Source organism: Streptomyces sp. NPDC029139, from assembly GCF_055564335.1.
Genome location: NZ_JBVHWN010000014.1, coordinates 175,135 through 196,081, shown reverse-complemented (window position 1 = coordinate 196,081; position 20,947 = coordinate 175,135). Strand labels below are relative to the sequence as shown.

Genomic DNA, 20,947 nt, shown 5'->3' with positions numbered 1-20,947 from the left:
GGCGGGACCGCACGCGGCCCGCACTCCGCGCGCGCCGCCAGGGCCCCGGCCCTGCGGCGGGCGGGACGGCCCGGAACCCGTACGAGCCCGGCCTCATCGACAAGACGCCCCTAGGGACGCAGGCGCAGGCCGCGCGGCGTGGCGTGGAAGCCGGCGGCCTCCAGGGAGCGGGCGAGCGGAGACGTGAGCGCGGCAGCGCCGTTGACCCGCTCCACCGTGACCGTGCCCAGGGAACCGGCGAGGGCGGCAGCGGCCAGCGACTCGGCCGCGGCTCTCAGCGCCGGGTCCTCCGGGTCGGCGGGCCAGGACAGCAGGGTCTTCCCACCGCGCTCCATGTAGAGCGTCAGCTCCCCGTCGACCAGGACGACCATCGAGCCGGCCTTGCGACCCGGCTTGTGCCCCGCACCGGTCGGCGGCTCGGGCCAGGGCAGCGCTGCCCCGTACGCGTTGGCGGGGTCGGCCGCCGCCAGGACCACGGCCCGGGGGCCCGCGCCCGCCTCCGCCCCGCGGTCACGGGCGGTGGCCGCCGCGCGGAGCCGGTCGACAGCGCCGTCCATGGCGAACTGGGCCGCCCCGAGCCCCTCGACGACATAGCCGCGCCGTGCCTGCCCACTGTCCTCGAAGGCCGACAGGATGCGGTACGTGGCGGAGAAGCCGCCCTCGACGCCCTCGGCGGCCACCGCGCCCCGGGTGACCACGCCGTGCCGGTCCAGGAGCGTGCGGGCGAGGGCGTGGGCGCGGTGGGTCGGCTCCGGCTCGGGGGGCGGCAGCAGCGACCAGCGGCCGCTGACGGTGGGCGGTCCGGTCCGGGAGGCGGGCCGGGCGGCCGCGGTGAGCGTGCCGTAACGGCCGCGCGGGACCGTCCGCTTGGCCCGGTGGGCGGTGGACCCGGCCGTCCGCCCCGAACCGAGCAGGGAGCGCAGCGGGGCGAGCGTGTCGTTCGTGAGCCGCCCCGACCAGGCCAGGTCCCAGACCGCGTCGGCGAGCTGCGGATCGGTCGCGTCCGGGTGCGTGGTGGCCCGCACCTGATCGGCGATCTGACGGAAGAACAGGCCGTACCCGCCGGAGAGGATGGTGAGCACCGACTCGTGGAGCGCGGTGGTCTCCAGCGGATGCGGGGGCGGCAGCAGCAGGGGCGCCGCGTCGGCGAGGTAGAGGGAGACCCAGCCGTCCTTGCCGGGCAGGGCTCCCGCACCGGCCCAGACGACCTCGCCGGTCGTGGTCAGCTCGTCGAGCAGAGCGGGGGAATAGTCCCTGACCCGGGACGGCAGGATCAGCTTCTCCAGGGCGGAGGCCGGGACCGGCGCGCCCTGCAACTGCTCCACGGCGCGGACCAGTCCGTCGATCCCCCGCAGGCCGTTGCTCCCCAGGTGCTGCCACTGCGGCAGGAAGGTGGCGAGTGCGGCCGGGGGTACGGGCTCCAGTTCGTGGCGCAGCGCGGCCAGCGAGCGGCGTCGCAGGCGGCGCAGGACGGCGGCGTCGCACCACTCCTGGCCGATGCCCGAGGGATGGAACTCGCCCTGGACGACCCGGCCGGCCGCGGCCAGGCGCTGGAGGGCACCGTCGGTGACGGCCGCACCGAGGCCGAAGCGGGCGGCGGCCGCGGAGGAGGTGAACGGACCGTGCGTGCGCGCGTGGCGGGCCAGGAGGTCGCCGAGGGGGTCCTTGACCGGCTCCATGAACGCCTCGGGCACCCCCACGGGCAGGGCCGTGCCGAGGGCGTCCCGCAAGCGGCCGGCGTCCTCGATCGCCGCCCAGTGCTCGGCGCCGCCGATCCGGACCCGGATGGCCCGCCGGGCGACCCCCAGCTCCTGGGCCCAGCCGGGCTCGCCCCCGCGCTCGGCCAGCTCGGCCTCGGTGAGCGGGCCGAGGACCCGCAGCGCGTCGGCGACACCCTCGACGTTCTTGATCCGGCGGTCCTCGGTCAGCCACTGGAGCTCCCTCTCCAGCTCGGTGAGCACGTCCGCGTCGAGCAGCTCGCGCAGCTCCGCCTGGCCGAGCAGCTCGGCGAGGAGGCGCGAGTCCAGGGAGAGGGCGGCGGCCCGCCGCTCGGCGAGCGGGGAGTCACCCTCGTACAGGAACTGGGCGACATAGCCGAAGAGGAGGGAGCGGGCGAAGGGGGACGGCTCGGGGGTGGTCACCTCGACCAGGCGGACGCGGCGGGACTCGATGTCGCCCATCAGCTCCTGCAGCCCGGGGACGTCGAAGACGTCCTGGAGGCATTCGCGGACGGCTTCCAGGACGATCGGGAACGAGCCGAACTCGCTCGCCACCTGCAGCAGTTGGGAGGCGCGCTGGCGCTGCTGCCAGAGCGGGGTGCGCTTGCCAGGGTTGCGCTTGGGCAGTAGCAGGGCCCGCGCGGCGCACTCGCGGAAGCGGGAGGCGAACAGGGCCGACCCACCGACCTGGTCGGTGACGATCTGCCCGATCTCGCCCTTGTCGAAGAGGGCGTCCGCCGCACCGATCGGGGCCTGGTCGGAGTCGTACGTCGTGTCGAGGTGGCGGTCAGGGCTCACCGGGTCGCCGTCGAGAAGGTCCAATCCCATCAGATCGGCGTCCGGCAGGCGCAGCACGATCCCGTCGTCCGCGTGCATGACCTGGGCGTCCATCCCGTACCGCTCGGCGAGCCGCGCCCCGAGGGCCAGTGCCCACGGGGCGTGGACCTGGGCTCCGAAGGGGGAGTGGATGACGACCCGCCAGTCGCCCAGCTCGTCCCGGAAACGCTCCACCAGGATCGTGCGGTCGTCCGGCACATGGCCGCAGGACTGGCGCTGCTCGTCCAGATACGACAGGACGTTGTCGGCGGCCCAGGCGTCCAGACCCGCGGCGACCAGCCGCAGGCGGGCGTCCTCGGGGGACAGCGATCCGACCTCGCGCAGGAACGCGCCGACCGCGCGGCCCAGTTCCAGCGGGCGGCCCAGCTGGTCGCCCTTCCAGAACGGCAGCCGGCCCGGCACACCGGGAGCGGGGGAGACCAGGACCCGGTCCCGGGTGATGTCCTCGATCCGCCAGGACGTCGTGCCCAGGGTGAAGACGTCGCCGACCCGGGACTCGTACACCATCTCCTCGTCCAGCTCCCCGACCCGGCCACCGCCCTTCTTGGGGTCGGCGCCCGCGAGGAAGACCCCGAACAGGCCGCGGTCGGGGATCGTGCCGCCCGAGGTGACGGCGAGCCGCTGCGCGCCCGGCCGCCCGGTGACGGTCCCGGCGACCCGGTCCCAGACGACGCGCGGGCGCAGCTCGGCGAACGCGTCCGAGGGGTAGAGGCCGGCCAGCATGTCCAGGACGGCCGTGAACGCGGACTCGGGCAGCGAGGCGAACGGCGCGGCCCGCCGGACCGTGGCGAGGAGGTCGTCCACCTGCCAGGTGTCCAGGGCGACCATCGCCACCAGCTGCTGTGCGAGGACGTCCAGAGGGTTCGCCGGGATGCGCATCGACTCGATCGAGCCACTGCGCATCCGCTCGGTGACCACGGCCGCCTGGACGAGGTCGCCTCGGTACTTGGGGAACACCACGCCCGTGGAGACCGCGCCCACCTGGTGTCCGGCGCGTCCCACCCGCTGGAGGCCGGAGGCGACCGAGGGCGGCGACTCGACCTGCACGACCAGGTCCACGGCGCCCATGTCGATGCCCAGCTCCAGGCTGGACGTGGCCACCACCGCGGGCAGCCGGCCCGCCTTGAGGTCCTCCTCCACCTGGGCGCGCTGCTCCTTGGAGACCGAGCCGTGATGGGCGCGGGCGAGCAGGGCGGGCGCGCCCTGAGCGGCGCCGGACTGGGCCATGATCTCTGCGGGTGGCGCGTTGTCCGGGAGGGCCTCGCCGGTGGCGCGCTCGTACGCGATCTCGTTCAGACGGTTGCAGAGCCGCTCGGCGAGCCGACGCGAGTTGGCGAACACGATGGTGGAGCGGTGGGCCTGGACGAGATCGGCGATCCGCTCCTCGACATGGGGCCAGATCGAGGGTCTGTCGCCACCGTCCGTCGACTCGGAGGCCGGGGAGCCTCCCAGCTCTCCCATGTCCTCCACCGGGACGACCACTGACAGGTCGAACTCCTTGCCGGACGGCGGCTGGACGATCTCCACCTTGCGCTGCGGCGAGAGATAGCGGGCCACCTCGTCGACGGGGCGGACCGTCGCCGACAGGCCGATGCGGCGGGCGGGGCGGGGCAGCAGCTCGTCGAGACGCTCCAGGGAGACCGCGAGGTGGGCGCCGCGCTTGGTCCCGGCGACCGCGTGCACCTCGTCGAGGATGACCGTCTCGATACCGGCCAGCGCGTCGCGCGTGGCCGAGGTCAGCATCAGGAACAGCGACTCGGGGGTGGTGATCAGGATGTCCGGCGGCTTCGTGGCCAGCGCCCGGCGCTCGGCGGGCGGCGTGTCACCGGAGCGGATGCCGACCCGGACGTCCGGCTCCGCCAGTCCGAGCCGGACCGACTCCTGGCGGATGCCGGTCAGCGGGGAACGCAGATTGCGCTGGACGTCGACGGCGAGCGCCTTCAGCGGGGAGACGTACAGCACGCGGCAGCGCTTCTTGGGGTCCGCGGGCGGCGGGGTGGAGGCGAGCTGATCGAGGGAGGCCAGGAAGGCGGCCAGGGTCTTGCCGGATCCCGTCGGGGCGACGACGAGCACGTCCGAGCCCGCGCCGATGGCCTGCCAGGCGCCCTCCTGCGCCGCCGTGGGCGCGTGGAAGGCCCCGGTGAACCAGCCGCGGGTCGCGGGGGAGAAGGAGTCGAGCGCAGACCTGACCATGCCACCCATCGTGCACCCCGCCACTGACAACCGCCCGGACCTGGGGAAAGCCGGTCGGTGTCGAAGCGGCCCGTGTCGCAGAATGGAGGCATGGCGAGTGGGGAGCGGGCACGGTACTGGCAGTACCCCGAGCTGCCCGGCGTCGACCTGCTGCACGCCCACTACGTCCGCAAGGCCTTCGCCCGGCACACCCACGAGACCTTCGTGTTCGCCGCCATCACGGAGGGCGTGGAGGCCTTCCACTACCGCGACGAACTCGTGCACGCGGGACCCGGGCAGATCGCCCTGGTCAACCCGGACACCGCGCACACCGGGCACGCGGGCGTCCCCGAGGGCTGGACCTACCGCACGATCTACCCGGACGCGGAGCTGATCCGGTCGATCGCCGCCGACACCATCGCGCTGCGGGGATCGGTCGGCTTCACCCAGCCCGTGGTGGACGATCCGTACGCCGCACAGCTGGTCATCGGGGTCCACCGAGCCGCCGAGGAAGGCAACGCGCTGGCCGCCGACAGCCTGCTGCGACTGGTCACCGCGCGGATGCTGCGCAGCCACGGGGGCCGGCTCGCGCCGCTCGCCCCGCGTTCGGCGGGCGCACGCGACGCGGCACGCGCGCGTGCCGTCCTCGAGGAGCGGATGGCCGACCCGCCGACGCTGGAACGCCTCGCCGCGGAACTCGGCACGAGTCCCTTCGCCCTGCTGCGCGCCTTCCGGGACACGTACGGGATGCCGCCGCACACCTGGCTGACCGACGCGCGCGTGCGGCGGGCCCGGCGTCTCCTCGACGCGGGTACGGCGCCGGCGGAGGCGGCCGTGGCCGTCGGCTTCACCGACCAGCCGCACCTCAACCGCCACTTCACCCGGAGCGTGGGCGTCCCGCCCGGGGCCTACCAGCGCGCGCGGGGCACGAGAAGGTAGGGAAGGCACAAGAAGGTAGGGAAGGCACAAGAAGGTAGGGAAGGAACGTAGGGCCCGAAGCGCGCACGAGAGCGTGGGCGAGGGGAGCGCGGCACCGGAGTGCGGGTGCAAGAACGTACAAGACCGCCGGTGGCCGGGGCTCGTAACGTCCCTCGCGTGGCAGAACAGACAGCACCCCCAGTCGTACCGGTGAGAACGAAGGCGGACTCGGCGGTCGTACGCGACGCGCTCGGGGTCGGCATCGCCGTCGGTCTCTCGGGCTTCGCCTTCGGAGTCACCTCCGCGGGATCCGGCCTCAGCCTGCTCCAGACCTGCGCCCTCAGCCTGCTCGTCTTCACCGGCGCCTCGCAGTTCGCGCTGGTCGGGGCGCTCGCGGCGGGCGGGAACCCGTTCACGGCGGCGGCCGGCGCCTTCTTCCTGGGCACGCGCAACGCGTTCTACGGGCTGCGGCTGTCGCAGCTCCTGGCCCTGCCGCGCGGCGCCAGGCCCTTCGCCGCGCAGTGGGTGATCGACGAGACGACCGCGGTGGCGCTCGCCCAGCCGACGCGGCGGGCCGCCCGGATCGGGTTCACGGTCACCGGGCTCACGCTCTACGTGCTGTGGAACCTCACCACGCTGCTCGGCGCCCTCGGGGCGGAAGCACTCGGCGACACCGACGCCTGGGGCCTCGACGCGGCCGGACCGGCGGTCTTCCTCGCCCTGCTCGCCCCCATGCTGAAGACGGCGACGGAGCGGTACACCGCGGCGATCGCCGTCGTCCTGGGCCTCGGCCTGCTGCCCGTCCTGCCGGCCGGAGTCCCCGTCCTGGCGGCAGCGCTCGCCGCGCCGCTCGTGCTGTGGGTACGAGGCCGCCGCATGGGCGTGACCCGCGGTGACGGCGCGACCGGTGGAACGGACGAGGAGGAAGCCCGATGACTGTCTGGATCGCGATCGGCCTCACCGTCGTGGGCTGCTACCTCGTCAAGCTGCTCGGGCTCCTCGTGCCCGCGGGCGCCCTGGAACGCCCGCTCGTCCAACGGCTGGCGGCCCTCCTGCCGGTCGCCCTGCTGGCGGCTCTGACCGCCCAGCAGACCTTCGGCGCCGGGGGCGCCCTCACCCTGGACGCCCGCGCGGCGGGCGTCGCGGCGGCCGCCGTCGCCCTGGTCCTCCGGGCTCCCTTCCTGGTCGTGGTGGCCGCGGCGGTGCTGGTCACGGCGGGGATCAGAGCCCTGGGCGGGTGACGGGCGGTCGGAGCCCGGGGCGGGATCGTGACAGGTGGACAAGCCACTGACAGGTGGACAGGCCACCAGTTGTGCGGGGCGACGGGCCTCGCCGGGCCCGGGCCCGCGCGTGGCGACGGCCCCGCGCGGGGCCCTTCGGGCGGAGGCCCGCCTCAGGCGATCGGGCGGCCGTGGGCGCGCAGGGTCCGCAGCGCCTCGATGGTGACGATCGGGCGGGCCTCCAGTGCCGTGCCCGGAGCCCACTGCCGCCAGGTGACCGGCCAGCCCCCGTCCTCCCGCTGGGCGGCGGCGAGGTGGTCCAGCGACCGTGCCATCTCCTCGTCCGTGAACCAGCGGCGCGCCAAGGAGTCCGGCACGCGCGCGTAGTCGTAGGGAAAGTGGTGCTCGCCCGGCGCGTACCCCGGCGCCACGGGGAACTCGTCGAGGCGCTCCGGGTCCAGGACCACCAGCCGCTGCTCCCGCACCAGCCGCCCGAGCCGGTCCGCCACCGCCTGCGCCCGCGAACGGTCCGGGACGCCGTCGAGGAACGCGACCGCCGCCTGGATCTCGTACGGGTGCGAGGTCTTCAGGGACTCGACCGCCGACCAGCAGAACTCCGTGGCACGGAACAGCCACGCGTGCCAGACCTGGTTCCGGTGGAGCAGCCCGACCACGGGCCCCGTGGAGAGAAGGGCGCCGGGCGGATCGTCGACGATCGGGACGAAGGGCGCCGCGGGATAGCCGCGCAGCGACGGATGGACCGCCGGCAGGGCCCCCTCGTGCGTGGAGACGTCGGTGAGGTAGCGGCAGATCCGCTCGATCCGCAGCCCGCCGCAGCGACCGATGGAGTCGAGCACCTTCAGCGCGTGGCCGGTGTGCAGCGGTTGGCTGACGGGGCCGCGCAGATCCGGTTCGAGGGCGTGACCGTAACCTCCGTCCTCGTTGAGGTACGCGTTGAGGGCGACCTCGACGGGTTCCGCGCCGCCGCGCAGGAAGTGGTAGGCGAACCGGCGCTGTTCGAGCACGCGCGCCGTGAGCCAGACGAAGTGCTCGGCACGCGAGAGGAGCGTCTGGTGTGAAGCCGCGAGAGGAGTTCCAGCCATGGTTCGACCGTAGGCCGCGAAGAGCGTGTGACAAGGCTTACGGACCGGGCTGCACTCTTGGGGGCGGGATACTGGGTGCATGCGGTTGACGATTTTCTGGGAGCGGATGGCGGACCACTTCGGTGCCTCCTACGCCGAGTCCTTCGCACGGGACCATGTGATGTCGGAACTGGGCGGTCGTACGGTGCACGAGGCACTGGACGCCGGCTGGGAGGCGAAGGACGTGTGGCGGGCGGTCTGCGCCGCCGTCGACGTACCGGCCGACAGGCGCTGAGGCACGGGCCGGGGCGGAATGTCCGCGCGGTGCGCGAGACTGGCCGGGTGGCTCCGACCGACGAAAACGACGAGACCGACACGACGACCTCCGACGGCACCTCCGACGGCACCTCTGACGGGATCTCCCGAGAAACCTCTCGCGGGACCTCCGCCGGGGCTTCCGACGCGCCCCTCGCCGGAGCCTTCACCCCGCCGGTGACGGCGCCGTCGACGCCCGCTCCGTCCGATGCCGCCGCTCCGGGAGCGGCCGGTGCCGGCGCGGCCGGCTCCGGTACGGCCGGACCGACCAGAGGCGGCACCGCTTCGGGGATGCCCCGTTGGCTGCCGCGCGCCCTGGTGCTCGCGTTCGCGCTCTACGCCTGTTTCCAGTTGGGCAGCTGGGCCTTCCACCAGCTCGTCGGCCTCCTCGTCAACATCCTCGTCGCGTTCTTCCTGGCCCTCGCCATCGAACCGGCCGTCGGGCGCATGGCCGCCCGGGGGATGCGGCGCGGCCTCGCCACGTTCCTCGTCTTCTTCACCGTCATGGTCATCAGCGTCGGCTTCGTGGTGCTGCTCGGCTCGATGCTGGCCGGCCAGATCGTCGACATGGTCGAGAACTTCCCGAAGTACCTCGACTCGCTGATCAACTGGATCAACCAGACCTTCCGGACCGAGCTGTCCCGCGTCGAGGTGCAGGACAGCGTCCTCCGCTCCGACTGGCTGCGGAAGTACGTCCAGAACAGCGCCACCGGCGTGCTCGACGTCTCCGCGACCGTCCTCGGTGGCCTCTTCAAGCTGCTGACGATCTTCCTGTTCTCGTTCTACTTCGCGGCCGACGGGCCCCGGCTGCGCCGTGCCCTCTGCTCGGTCCTGCCGCCGGCCCGCCAGACCGAGGTGCTGCGCGCCTGGGAGATCGCCGTCGACAAGACCGGCGGTTACCTCTACTCCCGCGGTCTGATGGCGCTGATCTCCGGCGTCGCCCACTACGTCCTGCTGGAGATCCTGGGCGTGCCGTACGCGCCCGCCCTCGCGGTCTGGGTCGGGCTGGTCTCGCAGTTCATCCCCACCATCGGTACGTATCTGGCGGGCGCGCTGCCGATGCTGATCGCCTTCACCGAGAACCCCTGGTACGCGCTGTGGGTGCTCGCCTTCGTCGTGGTCTACCAGCAGTTCGAGAACTACGTCCTCCAGCCGAAGCTGACCTCCAAGACGGTGGACATCCATCCGGCCGTGGCCTTCGGCTCGGTGGTCGCCGGAACGGCGCTGCTCGGTGCCGTCGGCGCGCTGATCGCGATCCCGGCCGTCGCGACCCTGCAGGCGTTCCTCGGCGCCTATGTGAAGCGGTACGACGTCACCGACGACCCGCGCGTCCATGGTCACCGGCGCTACGGGGAGGCTGTGGTCGCCCGGCTCCAGAAGGCGCTGCACCAGAGGAAGGACCAGGGCCAGGCGCCGCCGCACGCGCGGGACAAGTCCTCCCGGGACGACACCTGACTTCCGTGGCCCGCGGCCCGAACCCTAGGTTGCGGTCCGGCACGCGGTCCGATCCCGCACGCTGGGCCGGCCGCAAGGCCGACCCCCGAGGCGGCCCCGCCGAGCCGGGCGTCAGTCGCGTTCCAGCCGTACCGTCGGGAGCACCCGCTTCAGCGGGGCCGGGAGCCACCACGCGCGCCGGCCGAGCAGCTGCATCACCGCCGGCACGATGAGGCACCGGATCACGAGCGCGTCCAGCAGGATCGCCACGGCGAGGCCGAGCCCGAACTGCTGGAGCATCCGGTCCGGGCTCAGGATGAAGGCCGCGAACACCACGATCATGATCGCCGCGGCGGCCGTGATGACCTTTCCGGTCGCCGCCAGGCCCTCCCGTACGGCCCCCTGCGGGTCCTGGGTGCGCTTCCACTCCTCGTGGATCCGGGCGAGCAGGAAGACCTCGTAGTCCATCGACAGACCGAAGACGATGGCGAAGATCATCACGGGGATGAATGCCTCGATCGGTCCGGGCTGCACGCCGAACCAGCCGTACTGGAAGACCAGGGTGATCACGCCGAGCGCCGCCCCGATGCTGACCAGGTTGAGCAGCGCCGCCTTCACCGGGACGAGTACGGACCGGAAGACGAGGAGCAGCAGGAGCGCGGACAGACCGACGACGATCGCGACGAACAGCGGCATCCGGTCGGAGACGGTCGACGCGAAGTCCTCGGTCGCCGCCGTCGGCCCGCCCACCAGCAGATCGGCGCCGGTCTCCCGCTCCAGCGGCGGAAGGACCTCCGACCGCAGCCGGTCGACGAGTTCCGAGGTCGCCTCGGCCTGCGGAGCGGACTCGGGGAAGGCGATGACCGTCGAGACGGAGGCGTTCTTCGTCGGGATCGGCGCGGTGGCCGCCGCGACGCCCTCCGTGTTCGCCAGGGCCTCGCGCAGCGCGAGCGCGGTCCGCTGCCCGCCGCCGTCCGCGACCACGATCAGCGGCCCGTTGAACCCGGGCCCGAACCCCTCGGCCAACAGGTCGTACGCCTGCCTGCTGGACTTCGCCGGTGCGTCGTTGCCCGCGTCGGCGAACCCGAGCCGCATGTCCGGCGCGGGCGCGGCGAGCGCGCCCAACGCCACGACGGAGACGAGCAGCGCCGCCCACGGACGTTTCTGCACCGCCCTCGCCCAGCCGCGCCAGCGGTCGCCCTCCGGGCGCACCGCCTTCGCGGCCCGCCCGGCCACCTGACGCCGGATGCGCCGCCCGAAGATCCCGAGGAGCGCCGGGAGCAGCGTGAGCGAGGCGGCCATCGTGACCAGGACGGTCAGGGCGACGGCGAGGGCGACGCCCTGCAGCGAGCCGAGCCCCAGCGCGACCAGACCCATCAGCGCGATGATCACCGTGCAGCCCGCGAAGAACACCGTGCGTCCCGCCGCGTCCAGCGCGGTCCGGGCGGCCTCCTCGGGCTCGGCGCCGTGCAGCAGCTCACCGCGGTAACGGGCGAAGATCAGCAGGGCGTAGTCGATGCCGACACCGAGGCCGACCAGCATCATGATCGGCGGGGTGAAGTCGGCGACGTCCGCGAGGTGGGAGGCCAGCGCGATCAGCCCGATCGAGCTGCCGACGGCGAAGACCGCGGTGACCACAGGCAGGCTCGCGGCGACCAGGGAGCCGAACAGGAAGACCAGGATGACCAGCGCGCCGAGCATGCCCGCACCCTCGGCGGCGCCGCCTCCGCCCTCCTCGGCGCCCCGTGCCGCCTCACCGCCGACCGCCGCGGTCAGCCCGTCGCCCTGCGCCGTGCGCACGGTCTCGATGATCTCCAGTACCTCGGCGCGGTCGGTGTTCGCCGCCTCGCCGTCGAGGGTGACGGTGGCGTAGCCGACCCTTCCGTCCCGGGAGACGGCCGCCCCGTCCTCGTACGGACTGTGGACACCGGTCACGCCGGGCAGGCCCTCGACCTTGTCGAGCAGCCCCTCCACGCGCGCGTGGACCGTCTTCGCCCGGATACCGTCCTCGTCCTTGACGACGATCTGCAGCGTCGCGTCCGTGGCCTGTGCCGAGCCGTGCCGCTCCAGGACGCTGCGCGCGGCCTGGGAATCGGTGCCGGGCAGCGAGAAGTCGTTGTGGTACGCGCTGCCGACGGCCGTCGAGGCGCCGGTCGCGGCGGCCACGACCACGATCCACAACAGCACGGCGGACCAGCGGTGGCGGTACGAGAAGGCGGCCCGGCGCTCGAAGACGCTGCCCCGCCGGGCCGTCGGGGCCGTCGGCGGCGTCGGCGCCGGCGGTTGTGCCGTGGGATCGGTGTCCCGGCTGAGGGTCATGATCGTTCTCCTTCTGGAGTCACAGGTACGAGGGGTGGGTCACCCGGTGCCGGAAGGTGCGCCAGGTCCACACCTGAGCGGCGACGAGCAGCGGGGTGATGACGAGCAGCGCGGGGACGAGAAGGGTGAGGGTCGCACCGTCCGCGGCCCTCTCGGTCAGCGGGAGGGCGGTTCCGGCGAGCAGCGGAAGCACCCCCAGGAGCACGGCCGTCAGGGCGAAGGACTGCCAGGGACGGCCGGTCCGTCCCACCAGCAGGCGGGCACGTTCGTACGGGAGGCCGGTCAGTCGCAGCGCGGCGAAGCCCAGCCCGTGCGCGGCGAACAGGGCGGCCGAGGCAAGGGAGGCGAGGAGCGCGGTCGGACCCGTGGCGATCTCGTACGGTGTGCCGAGCAGGAGAGCCGCAAGCAGCAGACCCCAGGCCAGCGCGACCGTCCAACTGCCGCACACCACCGCCCCGTCACACACCGCGCGCCAGAGGCGACCACGGCCCCGGCCGCGCGACCACAACCCGATGTCACGGACGATCCAGCCGGTCAGCAGGGGGACGAACACCGCGAACTGGCCGGTCAGCAACTCCCCCTCGAGATCCGGGAAGCAGCCGACGAGCACACCGGCCGTGGCGATCAGCCACACCTCGTTGCCCAGGAAGAAGGGGGCGAAGGAGGCGATGACGAGCCGCCGCTCGTGATCGGTGCGGCCGAGGTACGGGGTCAGCATCCCGGTCCCGATGTCCGCCCCGGCGAGCACGAAGTAGCCCGTGGCGAAGAACGCGAGCAGCGCGATGGCGAGGGATTCGACGATCGACATGGTGCGTCCGCTCCTCAGTAGCTCGTGGCGGGCAGGGAGTCGGCGGCGTCGTCGTTCCGGGGTCTGTCCCGGTCGTCATGTCCGAGACCGGCGTCGACCGGGCCGCGGCGGGCCCACCGGGCCAGCAGCCAGGCGTTGAGGACGACGAGCAGCCCGAAGAGCGTGGTGAAGACCAGCAAGGAGGTGCGCATGGCGGTGGGGGAGAGGTCGGAGACCGCGTCCTCGGTCTTGAGCAGCCCGTACACGACCCAGGGCTGTCGGCCCGCCTCGCGGAAGATCCAGCCGCTGATCATCGCGATGTAGGGCAGCGGTACCGCGGCCATCAAGGTCAGGTGCCAGAGCCTGAAGCGGAAGACGACCTTCTTGAAACAGGCCAGGATCAGTCCGGCGAAGGTCAGATACATCATCAGGCTGAAGCAGATGAGCATGACCAGACCGCCGCCACGCGTCCACGCCTCGGAGGGCACGTAGTCGCCGGGACCGAAGCGCGCGACCATGTCCGCCTGTATCTGCGCGATCTCAGCCGTCTTCTGACTGAACACAGCCGACTTCATGGGCTGAAGGGTCCGAAGCGCGCCGAGCTGGATGCCACCGAACACAGCGGTGACCATGAGCGCGGGAAAGGACAGGAACACCCCGATCCGCAGGCTGCGGCCGAAGAACTCCCACTCGGGCGTGCGCCGGAAGAGGTGGTACGCGCTCACCCCCGCGACGAAGAAGCCGGCCGTCAGCAGCGCCCCGGCGAGGATGTGCCCGAAGGCGAGCAGGGCCGAGGGGTTGGTCAGCACGGCCACCGGGTCGTCCAGGACTAGCTTGCCGCCCTCGGTCCGGTGCCCGACCGGGTTGTTGAGGAAGCCGTTGGAGACCAGGATCCAGTAGGCCGAGAGGTACGCGGTCAGGGTGACGACCCAGATCATCGCCAGGTGGACCCACCGGCCGAAGCGGTGCCAGCCGAAGATCCACAGGCCGAGGAAGGTCGACTCGACGAAGAACGCGACGATCGTCTCGACCGCGAGGGACGCGCCGAAGACGTTGCCCGCGTAGTGCGTCAGCCCGCTCCAGCTCATCCCGAACTGGAACTCCATCACGATGCCGGTCACGATCCCGACCGCGTAATTGATGACGTACAGCTGCCCCCAGAACCGGACCATGCGCGCGTGCAGCGGCTTTTGTCCGATCGTCGCCACCGTCTGGACGACGGCGACGACGGTCGCGAGCCCGAGGGTGAGGGCGACGAAGAGGAAGTGGCCGCCCGCCGTGAGGGCGAACTGCAGCCGGGCGAGATCGAGGACGTCTGGATTCACGCTGCCAGCGTCGGCGTACGACTACCTCGGCGGCGTCGCCCGGTGGTGGTCAGTGGGCGTACCCCCGCGGTTGCGCCGCCCCACGCGCGCGTACCCCAGGAGTTGCGCCCACGGGCGCGTTCCCCCTAGGGGTGCGCGCCGTGTCACCCCAGCCAGCCGGGCGTGATCATCCCCGACTCGTACGCCAGGATCACCAGCTGCGCCCGGTCCCGGACGTCGAGCTTGGTCATGATCCGGCTGACATGGGTCTTCGCCGTCGCCGGCGAGAGCACGAGGCGCCGCGCGATCTCGTCGTTGGAGAGCCCCGCGCCCACCAGGCCCATGACCTCGCGCTCCCGCTCCGTGAGGGCGTTCAGGCGCGGGCCGGGGTCCGGCTGCTTGGAGCGCCCGGCGAACTCCGCGATCAGCCGGCGGGTGACGGCCGGGGCGATCAGCGCGTCTCCCCGGGCCACCACCCGCACCCCGTGCAGCAGCTCCATGGGCTCGGTGTCCTTCACGAGGAAGCCGCTCGCCCCGGCGCGCAGCGCCCCGTAGACGTGGTCGTCGATGTCGAACGTGGTCAGGATGACCACCCTGACCTCTTCGAGCCGGGCGTCGGCGGTGATCCGCCGGGTGGCTTCCAGGCCGTCCAGGCCCGGCATCCGGATGTCCATCAGGACCACGTCCGGCCGCAGCTCGCGGGCGAGAGCGATCGCCTGCTCGCCGTCCCCGGCCTCCCCGACCACCTCGATGTCGTCCTCGTCGGCCAGGATCGAGCGGAAGCCCGCCCGCACCAGGGTCTGGTCGTCGGCGAGCACGACACGGATCATCGGGGGTCCCCCTCGGAAGTGGCGGTCGTGGATGCCGGGGCCTCGAGCGGCAGTCGGGCGTCGACCCGGAAGCCCCCGGCGGTGCTGTGGGCGGTCAGCTCGCCGCCGAACGCGCGGGCGCGTTCGGCCATGCCTTGGATGCCGCTTCCCCGAGGCTGCTCCTCCGCGGACCCCTCACCGTCGTCCTCGATCCGCAGGCGCAGCTCGTCCGCGCGCCAGTCGAGCGCGATCGTGGCGGTACGGGCGCCGGAATGCCGGGTCACATTGGTCAGCGACTCCTGCACGATCCGGTACGCGGCGAGGTCGACCGGCGGCGCCAGCGGTACGGGCGTCCCCGTCTGCTCGGTCCGGACGTCGAGGCCGGTGCTGCGGGCCCGCTCCGCCAGCTCCCCCAGCAGCGCGAGCCCGGAGGTCGGCGAGGTCGGCGCGGCCTCGTCGGCCTGGCGCAGCACCCCGAGTGTCGCGCGGAGCTCGCGCAGGGCGTCCTTGCTGGTGGCCTTCACCGCCTCCAGCGCCTCCGCCGCGGCGGCCAGCGCGACCTCCGGTTCCGGCTTCTTGCCGAGCCGGTGCAGCACCGCGCCGGACTGGACGTGGATCAGCGAGATGCTGTGGCCGAGCACGTCGTGCAGCTCCCGGGCGATCCGCAGTCGCTCCTCGGTGGCGCTCTGCCGGGCACGCGCCTCCTGCTCACGCTCGGCCGCCAGGGCTCGCTGCTCGACCTCGTGCAGATAGGCGAGACGGGTCCGCTGGGCGCGGCCCACGGCGACCAGACTGATCAGCCAGCCGGCCAGCATCGCGAGCGAGGTGTCGTCGATCTGGCGGTGGCCGGGCGCCTGCCGGAGCTCGCCGAGCCCGACGGCGAGCAGCGTGACGGCGGCCAGCGCGACGGCGGCGGTGAAGCGGCCCTCCGCGGCGGTGGTGTACAGCGCGAGCGCGAAGGCGATCATCAGGGGACCGTCCTGGGCGGACGCCGGGTAGTAGACCGCGCAGGCGAGAAGCGTGACGACCGCGACCGTGACCGGTGCCCGCCGACGGAAGTACAGCGCCCCGCATCCGACCACGATCAGTGCCCAGCCGACGAGGGTGCGGCCCACGGGCTCACTGGCGTACCGCGCCGACACGAGCGTCCAGACGGCCACGACGAGCGTGACGACCAGCGCCACGGCGGCATCGGCCGCCCGCGGGGACACGCGGCCGCCACGGACGCGGAAGGGGAGGGGCATGTCAGGAAGGATAGGCGCGGACGCGCCGGCCCGGCGTGCGGCTGGAGCGCGGGCGGCCTGGGAGCACGCGCGGCTCAGCACGTTCGGTTCCGAGTACGGCGGGGTCGGAGCACGGTCGGGTCGGAGCACGCGCGGCTCAACACGCTCGGCTCCGAGCAACGGTCGGGTCGGAGCACGCGCGGCTCAACACGCTCGGCTCCGAGCAACGGTCGGGTCGGAGCACGCGCCGCCTCGCACGGTCGGCCGCCGGCACGCTCGGCTCCGAGTACGGCCGGGTCAGAGCACGCCTCCGGCCTCGTCGTGGAACACCTCCGGCCAGTAGCGGTAGTCGTCCTCGCCCGTCGAGGGGAGACAGGCGACCGGGTCCACCGACGCGAGGACCTCGATCATCGTGTCCGCGAGCTGGTGGTAGAAGTCCTGAGTGAAGTCGTGCTCCTGGTCGAGCCGTTGTTCCCGGCTGAACATCCACATCGTGAACGCCAGCGTGGAGACGTCGGCGTTGAGAGGGGTCGTCGCCTCGCCGTCGTAGAAGCGGTACGAGAGCAGGCCGGTGCGGCCGTCGATCAGGACCTCGAAGTCGTGGATCAGGCTGCCCAGGCAGATGAGGTGGTGCGCGTCGGCCGGGAGCCGGGAGGAGCCTTCGTCCGCGACCTGACCGGACTCCCCGAGCGTCCGGAGAAAGTACTCGTCGCGCCACAGGCCGAACATGAGCTCCACCTTCGGGAGTCCGACCTCCATGAGGAACCGGCGTGTCGGCTCGTGCACCAGGGCCGCGGGAAGCGCGGACGGTTCGACGCGAACCATCTCGTCCTGGCCGAACTCCGCGTCCAGAAGGCCCGCGGGCAGGTCCAGCCGAAGACCCTCACCCGGTCCGGCGACCAGGGCCAGCGGCCGGACGGCGGCGGCGATCCGCCAGAACGCCGGAAGGGGGTGCTCCCAGGTGGACGGCGGGCCCGCGCTGCCCCATCCGTCCTCGCCCCAGTCCTCGCCGGTGAAGCCCGCCGTCAGCAGCTCCGCAGCCTCCGCCACCACGGCGGTTCCGGTCCGCCCCGCCAGCGCGGCGAAGCTGCCCCGCAGCGTCCGAAAGTCGTCCACACGGGCGAGGAAGCGCGCCAGGGCGTCGACGGAGGGGGCGAGGGGAGTCACCTCGATGAGGCCGGGCGAGCCCTCGAAGAGGTACATGCTGAAGACGCGCCCCGAGGCACCGTCGAGGACGACCTCCTGACCCTCGTCCTCCTCGCAGCGAAGGTGACCGATCAGGAGCAGGCCCGCGATGTACGGATCGAGCTCGCTCCGGTCGGCCCCCGCGGCGAGCAGCTCCGGGACGGATACCACCCGCGCCTCGGCAAGCGGCGTGAACCGGATCAGCCCGTGCTCCGCGGGCAGGCCGGGCCCGGTGAGCCGGCGCCGGGTCGCCTCGTGAGTGAGGGCCGGATGGAGCTCGTGTGCGGGCACGACGACATCGGTCGCGGACATGGTTCCCCCATGGTGCTGAGCTGTGATCTGCCTACGGTCGTCACCGTAGGCGCCGGCACCGACAAGCGGCCGGCAGCGGCGTGGGGGTGACGCGAGCGTTCCCGGACGGCCCGCGTGGTGCGCTTGACACTGAAATCGAACATCCATTCTTATGGGACTCCGGCCCTTGGAATCGCGGGGTTGTGGGCGAGTTATCCACAGGTCGGAGGGACGTCGGGGCCCATTGTCAGTGGCAGGGGTTAGCGTCTTTCACATGAAGCGATCGACTCAAGCAAATCGGGTGGAACCCATGGCAGGTACCGACCGCGAGAAGGCACTGGATGCCGCCCTCGCTCAGATTGAACGGCAATTCGGCAAGGGTGCCGTCATGCGCATGGGCGACCGCACCCAGGAGCCGATCGAGGTGATCTCCACCGGCTCGACCGCCCTCGACATCGCGCTCGGTGTCGGCGGCCTGCCGCGCGGCCGTGTCGTGGAGATCTACGGACCGGAGTCCTCCGGTAAGACGACCCTGACCCTCCACGCCGTCGCCAACGCCCAGAAGGCCGGCGGCCAGGTCGCGTTCGTGGACGCCGAGCACGCCCTCGACCCCGAGTACGCCAAGAAGCTCGGCGTCGACATCGACAACCTCATCCTGTCCCAGCCGGACAACGGTGAGCAGGCCCTCGAGATCGTCGACATGCTGGTCCGCTCCGGCGCCCTCGACCTGATCGTCATCGACTCCGTCGCCGCGCTCGTCCCGCGTGCGGAGATCGAGGGCGAGATGGGCGACTCGCACGTGGGTCTCCAGGCCCGTCTGATGAGCCAGGCCCTCCGCAAGATCACCAGCGCGCTCAACCAGTCCAAGACCACCGCGATCTTCATCAACCAGCTCCGCGAGAAGATCGGCGTCATGTTCGGCTCGCCGGAGACCACGACCGGTGGCCGTGCCCTGAAGTTCTACGCTTCGGTGCGCCTCGACATCCGCCGCATCGAGACCCTCAAGGACGGCACGGACGCGGTCGGCAACCGCACCCGCGTCAAGGTCGTCAAGAACAAGGTCGCGCCGCCGTTCAAGCAGGCCGAGTTCGACATTCTCTACGGCCAGGGCATCAGCCGCGAGGGCGGCCTGATCGACATGGGCGTGGAGCACGGCTTCGTCCGCAAGGCCGGCGCCTGGTACACGTACGAGGGCGACCAGCTCGGCCAGGGCAAGGAGAACGCCCGGAACTTCCTGAAGGACAACCCCGACCTCGCCGACGAGATCGAGAAGAAGATCAAGGAGAAGCTCGGCGTCGGTGTCCGGCCGGAGGCCGCTTCGGCCGAGCCGAGCGCGGACGCCGCGGCCGGCGCGGGTGCCACCGAGCCGGCGGCGGCGGACGAGGCGGCCAAGACCGCCCCGGCGGCCAAGGCCACCAAGGCGACCAAGGCCCCGGCGGCCAAGAGCTGACCCGGTGACCGGTCGCACCGAATGGCCGGGCGACAGCCCCGACTCGTCGAGGGCCGAGAAGGAGCTGTCGCCCCAGGATCCGGCTGAGCGGGCGCGGGCGATCTGCCTGCGCCTGCTCACCGGGACCCCCCGCACGCGCAAACAGCTCGCCGACGCCCTGCGCAAGCGCGAGATCCCCGACGAGGTCGCCGAGGAGGTCCTCTCCCGCTTCGAGGACGTGGGGCTCATCGACGACGCCGCCTTCGCGGACGCCTGGGTGGAGTCCCGGCACCATGGGCGGGGACTTGCCCGCCGGGCCCTCGCCCGGGAGCTGCGGACCAAGGGCGTCGACCCCTCGCTGATCCAGGAGGCGGTCGGACAGCTGGACTCCGAGCAGGAGGAGATCACCGCGCGCGAGCTCGTCGACCGCAAGCTCCGCGCGACCCGCGGTCTCGAAAGGGACCGCAGGCTGCGGCGGCTCGCGGGGATGCTCGCCCGCAAGGGATATCCGGAGGGCATGGCCCTGCGGGTCGTCCGTCAGGCTCTGGAGGACGAGGGCGAGGACACCGACGGTCTGGACGAGCCCTTCTAGGCGGTCATGACGAGGGAGCGAGCGGCGACGGGCCGTGCGGCGAGGCGCTGGGGGCTACGGGTGGCCCTCCGCCGCCGGTGACAGCACCGGCAGTCCCGCCGCCTTCCACGCCTGGAACCCACCGATCACATCGGTGGCGCGGTGCAAACCCAACTGCCGCAGAGAAGCCGCCGCCAGCGAAGACGCGTACCCCTCGTTGCAGAGCACGACCACCCGGAGGTCGTGGCTGGTCGCCTCCGGAGCGCGATGGCTGCCCAGCGGGTCCAGCCGCCACTCCAGTTCGTTGCGCTCCACGATCAGGGCGCCGGGGATCAGCCCGTCCCGTTCGCGCAGCGCCGCGTACCGGGTGTCGACCAGGAGCGCGTCACCCGCCTCGTACGCCTTGTGGGCGGTGCGCGCCTCGATCCGGTTCAGACCGGATCTGACACGCTCCAGCAGCTCGTCGATTCCTACGGGCGCGGCCGCGGTCCGCTCGCCGCCCGCACCTCCTGTGCTTCCCGCACTGCCTGCGCTTCCCGCGTTCACGGCGCTCACTGCCAGTCCTCCGGACGCTCGACCTGCTCAAGACGGAGCACCGCGCCCGCCCGGCTGAACCGCCGGATCAGCGGGAGCGGCGGATAGTACGCGTGCACCGACACGGCGTGCGCGTCACGGGACTCGTTGAGCACCTCGTGCACATGGTGCTGCCCGAACGCGCGCCCCTTGCCCGCCGGCAGACGTCGTTCACGGTCGACGCCGTCGGCCAGTTCCAGGGTCTTCCAGCCACCCGACGGCAGCCGTACCGTCAGGGACTTCTCCTTCAGGGTGCCGCGCGCTGTGGTGAAAGCGCCGTGCGACTCGGCGTGGTCGTGCCAGCCGGTCCCGGCCCCGGGCGGCCAGCCGATGAGCCATGCCTCGCTGCCGCCGGGCCCGTCGAGACGTACCCACGTACGCCCCTCGGGATCGAGCGGCAGGGAGTCGACCAGTTCGGTGTCGGCGGCGGTACGGCGGACGAAGTCCAGAAGATCGGCCGCGGTGGGCGCGGGGCAGCCGGAGGGGCCGGACGACCCAGAAGCAACGGGAAGACCGGCAGGACCGGGGGAGACAGCGGGGGGCGCGGAGACATGCTGGGGCACGGGGGACCGTCCTGAGGGTTCGCGGAAGGAGCGCGCGACAGGTACGCCGACGTCAGCGGCGAGGGCACGCGAGGGGGGAAGGCGAATTCAGCAGGACGGGCGACACACGCAGCCCGCGTAGCGGACGAGGTCCATATGGACCCTCCGCCACAGGCGCGCAAAGGTGTCGGTCACGCTCCGGAGTACACCATGTGCGC

17 protein-coding genes and 1 pseudogene are annotated in these 20,947 nt (G+C 72.5%); 7 read left to right on the top strand and 11 right to left on the bottom strand.

Translation table 11 applies throughout. The annotated features are described in order from the left end of the window. Nucleotides 1-110: 110 nt before the first annotated feature. Nucleotides 111-4,748 carry an ATP-dependent helicase gene (locus tag ACZ4VW_RS27085; protein ID WP_467966781.1) on the bottom strand — a complete coding sequence of 1,546 codons (4,638 nt, stop codon included), beginning with the start codon at nucleotides 4,746-4,748 and terminating at the stop codon, nucleotides 111-113. Nucleotides 4,749-4,838: 90 nt separating this feature from the next. On the opposite strand from ACZ4VW_RS27085, the gene ACZ4VW_RS27080 reads away from it, so the two are divergent. The 3 genes from ACZ4VW_RS27080 (at nucleotide 4,839) to ACZ4VW_RS27070 (ending at nucleotide 6,886) form a co-directional block, all read left to right on the top strand. Beyond that, nucleotides 4,839-5,666 carry an AraC family transcriptional regulator gene (locus tag ACZ4VW_RS27080; RefSeq protein ID WP_467966779.1) on the top strand — a complete coding sequence of 276 codons (828 nt, stop codon included), beginning with the start codon at nucleotides 4,839-4,841 and terminating at the stop codon, nucleotides 5,664-5,666. A gap of 156 nt (nucleotides 5,667-5,822) precedes the next feature. Further along, nucleotides 5,823-6,581, top strand: coding sequence for an AzlC family ABC transporter permease (locus tag ACZ4VW_RS27075; RefSeq protein ID WP_467966777.1), 759 nt, complete (start codon nucleotides 5,823-5,825; stop codon nucleotides 6,579-6,581). Further along, nucleotides 6,578-6,886: an AzlD domain-containing protein gene (locus ACZ4VW_RS27070; RefSeq protein WP_467966775.1), complete on the top strand. Its 309-nt coding sequence runs from the start codon at nucleotides 6,578-6,580 to the stop codon at nucleotides 6,884-6,886. Before ACZ4VW_RS27075 ends, ACZ4VW_RS27070 begins: the two co-directional genes overlap by 4 nt. Nucleotides 6,887-7,038: 152 nt before the next feature. Here the strand turns inward: ACZ4VW_RS27070 and ACZ4VW_RS27065 are convergent, their stop codons facing one another. After that, complete coding sequence (locus ACZ4VW_RS27065) at nucleotides 7,039-7,968, bottom strand: hypothetical protein (RefSeq protein ID WP_467966773.1); 930 nt, start codon at nucleotides 7,966-7,968, stop codon at nucleotides 7,039-7,041. Between the two features lie 79 nt (nucleotides 7,969-8,047). Between ACZ4VW_RS27065 and ACZ4VW_RS27060 the strand changes: the two genes are divergently transcribed. Both ACZ4VW_RS27060 and ACZ4VW_RS27055 read left to right on the top strand, forming a co-directional pair. Then, nucleotides 8,048-8,242 carry a DUF3046 domain-containing protein gene (locus ACZ4VW_RS27060; protein ID WP_467966771.1) on the top strand — a complete coding sequence of 65 codons (195 nt, stop codon included), beginning with the start codon at nucleotides 8,048-8,050 and terminating at the stop codon, nucleotides 8,240-8,242. A 311-nt stretch (nucleotides 8,243-8,553) separates the two neighbouring features. Then, on the top strand, nucleotides 8,554-9,717 hold the full coding sequence (locus tag ACZ4VW_RS27055; RefSeq protein ID WP_467966822.1) for an AI-2E family transporter: 1,164 nt from the start codon (nucleotides 8,554-8,556) through the stop codon (nucleotides 9,715-9,717). A 111-nt stretch (nucleotides 9,718-9,828) separates the two neighbouring features. On the opposite strand, the gene ACZ4VW_RS27050 is transcribed toward ACZ4VW_RS27055, so the two are convergent. From ACZ4VW_RS27050 to ACZ4VW_RS27025, 6 genes are all read right to left on the bottom strand, one after another. Beyond that, nucleotides 9,829-12,015 (bottom strand): MMPL family transporter, encoded by a 2,187-nt coding sequence (locus ACZ4VW_RS27050; RefSeq protein ID WP_467966769.1) that lies wholly within the window; start codon nucleotides 12,013-12,015, stop codon nucleotides 9,829-9,831. Between the two features lie 19 nt (nucleotides 12,016-12,034). Beyond that, complete coding sequence (locus ACZ4VW_RS27045) at nucleotides 12,035-12,823, bottom strand: cytochrome d ubiquinol oxidase subunit II (protein ID WP_467966767.1); 789 nt, start codon at nucleotides 12,821-12,823, stop codon at nucleotides 12,035-12,037. A 14-nt stretch (nucleotides 12,824-12,837) separates the two neighbouring features. Beyond that, nucleotides 12,838-14,127 carry a cytochrome ubiquinol oxidase subunit I gene (locus ACZ4VW_RS27040; protein ID WP_467966765.1) on the bottom strand — a complete coding sequence of 430 codons (1,290 nt, stop codon included), beginning with the start codon at nucleotides 14,125-14,127 and terminating at the stop codon, nucleotides 12,838-12,840. A 143-nt stretch (nucleotides 14,128-14,270) separates the two neighbouring features. Next, a complete protein-coding gene (locus tag ACZ4VW_RS27035; protein ID WP_467966763.1) occupies nucleotides 14,271-14,936 on the bottom strand; it encodes a response regulator in 666 nt (221 codons plus the stop codon). Further along, the gene (locus ACZ4VW_RS27030) at nucleotides 14,933-16,159 is read right to left on the bottom strand and encodes a sensor histidine kinase (protein ID WP_467966761.1); all 1,227 of its coding nucleotides are present in this window, start codon (nucleotides 16,157-16,159) and stop codon (nucleotides 14,933-14,935) included. Before ACZ4VW_RS27030 ends, ACZ4VW_RS27035 begins: the two co-directional genes overlap by 4 nt. A 276-nt stretch (nucleotides 16,160-16,435) precedes the next feature. Then, entirely contained in the window at nucleotides 16,436-17,635 is a 1,200-nt protein-coding gene (locus ACZ4VW_RS27025; RefSeq protein ID WP_467966759.1) for an SUKH-4 family immunity protein, read from the bottom strand. Nucleotides 17,636-17,915: 280 nt separating this feature from the next. On the opposite strand from ACZ4VW_RS27025, the gene recA reads away from it, so the two are divergent. After that, a complete protein-coding gene (gene recA, locus ACZ4VW_RS27020; protein WP_467966757.1) occupies nucleotides 17,916-19,064 on the top strand; it encodes a recombinase RecA in 1,149 nt (382 codons plus the stop codon). Next, nucleotides 18,946-19,635, top strand: a pseudogene (gene recX / locus ACZ4VW_RS27015) (recombination regulator RecX); the annotation flags it as partial. The gene recA and the pseudogene recX, both read left to right, overlap by 119 nt. 54 nt (nucleotides 19,636-19,689) lie before the next feature. Here recX and ACZ4VW_RS27010 read toward each other — a convergent pair. The 3 genes from ACZ4VW_RS27010 to ACZ4VW_RS27000 all read right to left on the bottom strand — a co-directional run bounded on the left by ACZ4VW_RS27010 (nucleotide 19,690) and on the right by ACZ4VW_RS27000 (nucleotide 20,924). Continuing rightward, complete coding sequence (locus tag ACZ4VW_RS27010) at nucleotides 19,690-20,082, bottom strand: rhodanese-like domain-containing protein (RefSeq protein ID WP_467966820.1); 393 nt, start codon at nucleotides 20,080-20,082, stop codon at nucleotides 19,690-19,692. An 83-nt stretch (nucleotides 20,083-20,165) separates the two neighbouring features. Continuing rightward, nucleotides 20,166-20,750: a cupin domain-containing protein gene (locus ACZ4VW_RS27005; RefSeq protein WP_467966755.1), complete on the bottom strand. Its 585-nt coding sequence runs from the start codon at nucleotides 20,748-20,750 to the stop codon at nucleotides 20,166-20,168. A gap of 87 nt (nucleotides 20,751-20,837) precedes the next feature. Further along, entirely contained in the window at nucleotides 20,838-20,924 is an 87-nt protein-coding gene (locus ACZ4VW_RS27000) for a putative leader peptide (protein WP_312846344.1), read from the bottom strand. Between the last annotated feature and the right edge of the window lie 23 nt (nucleotides 20,925-20,947).

Excerpts from the sequence above, each read along its gene's own strand:
- ACZ4VW_RS27060 (WP_467966771.1), top strand. The coding sequence starts at position 8,048 with ATGCGGTTGACGATTTTCTGGGAGCGGATGGCGGACCACTTCGGTGCC.
- ACZ4VW_RS27030 (WP_467966761.1), bottom strand. The coding sequence starts at position 16,159 with ATGCCCCTCCCCTTCCGCGTCCGTGGCGGCCGCGTGTCCCCGCGGGCG.
- ACZ4VW_RS27065 (WP_467966773.1), bottom strand. The coding sequence starts at position 7,968 with ATGGCTGGAACTCCTCTCGCGGCTTCACACCAGACGCTCCTCTCGCGT.
- ACZ4VW_RS27035 (WP_467966763.1), bottom strand. The coding sequence starts at position 14,936 with ATGATCCGTGTCGTGCTCGCCGACGACCAGACCCTGGTGCGGGCGGGC.
- ACZ4VW_RS27085 (WP_467966781.1), bottom strand. The coding sequence starts at position 4,748 with ATGGTCAGGTCTGCGCTCGACTCCTTCTCCCCCGCGACCCGCGGCTGG.
- ACZ4VW_RS27050 (WP_467966769.1), bottom strand. The coding sequence starts at position 12,015 with ATGACCCTCAGCCGGGACACCGATCCCACGGCACAACCGCCGGCGCCG.
- ACZ4VW_RS27080 (WP_467966779.1), top strand. The coding sequence starts at position 4,839 with ATGGCGAGTGGGGAGCGGGCACGGTACTGGCAGTACCCCGAGCTGCCC.
- ACZ4VW_RS27070 (WP_467966775.1), top strand. The coding sequence starts at position 6,578 with ATGACTGTCTGGATCGCGATCGGCCTCACCGTCGTGGGCTGCTACCTC.
- ACZ4VW_RS27025 (WP_467966759.1), bottom strand. The coding sequence starts at position 17,635 with ATGTCCGCGACCGATGTCGTCGTGCCCGCACACGAGCTCCATCCGGCC.
- ACZ4VW_RS27045 (WP_467966767.1), bottom strand. The coding sequence starts at position 12,823 with ATGTCGATCGTCGAATCCCTCGCCATCGCGCTGCTCGCGTTCTTCGCC.
- ACZ4VW_RS27055 (WP_467966822.1), top strand. The coding sequence starts at position 8,554 with ATGCCCCGTTGGCTGCCGCGCGCCCTGGTGCTCGCGTTCGCGCTCTAC.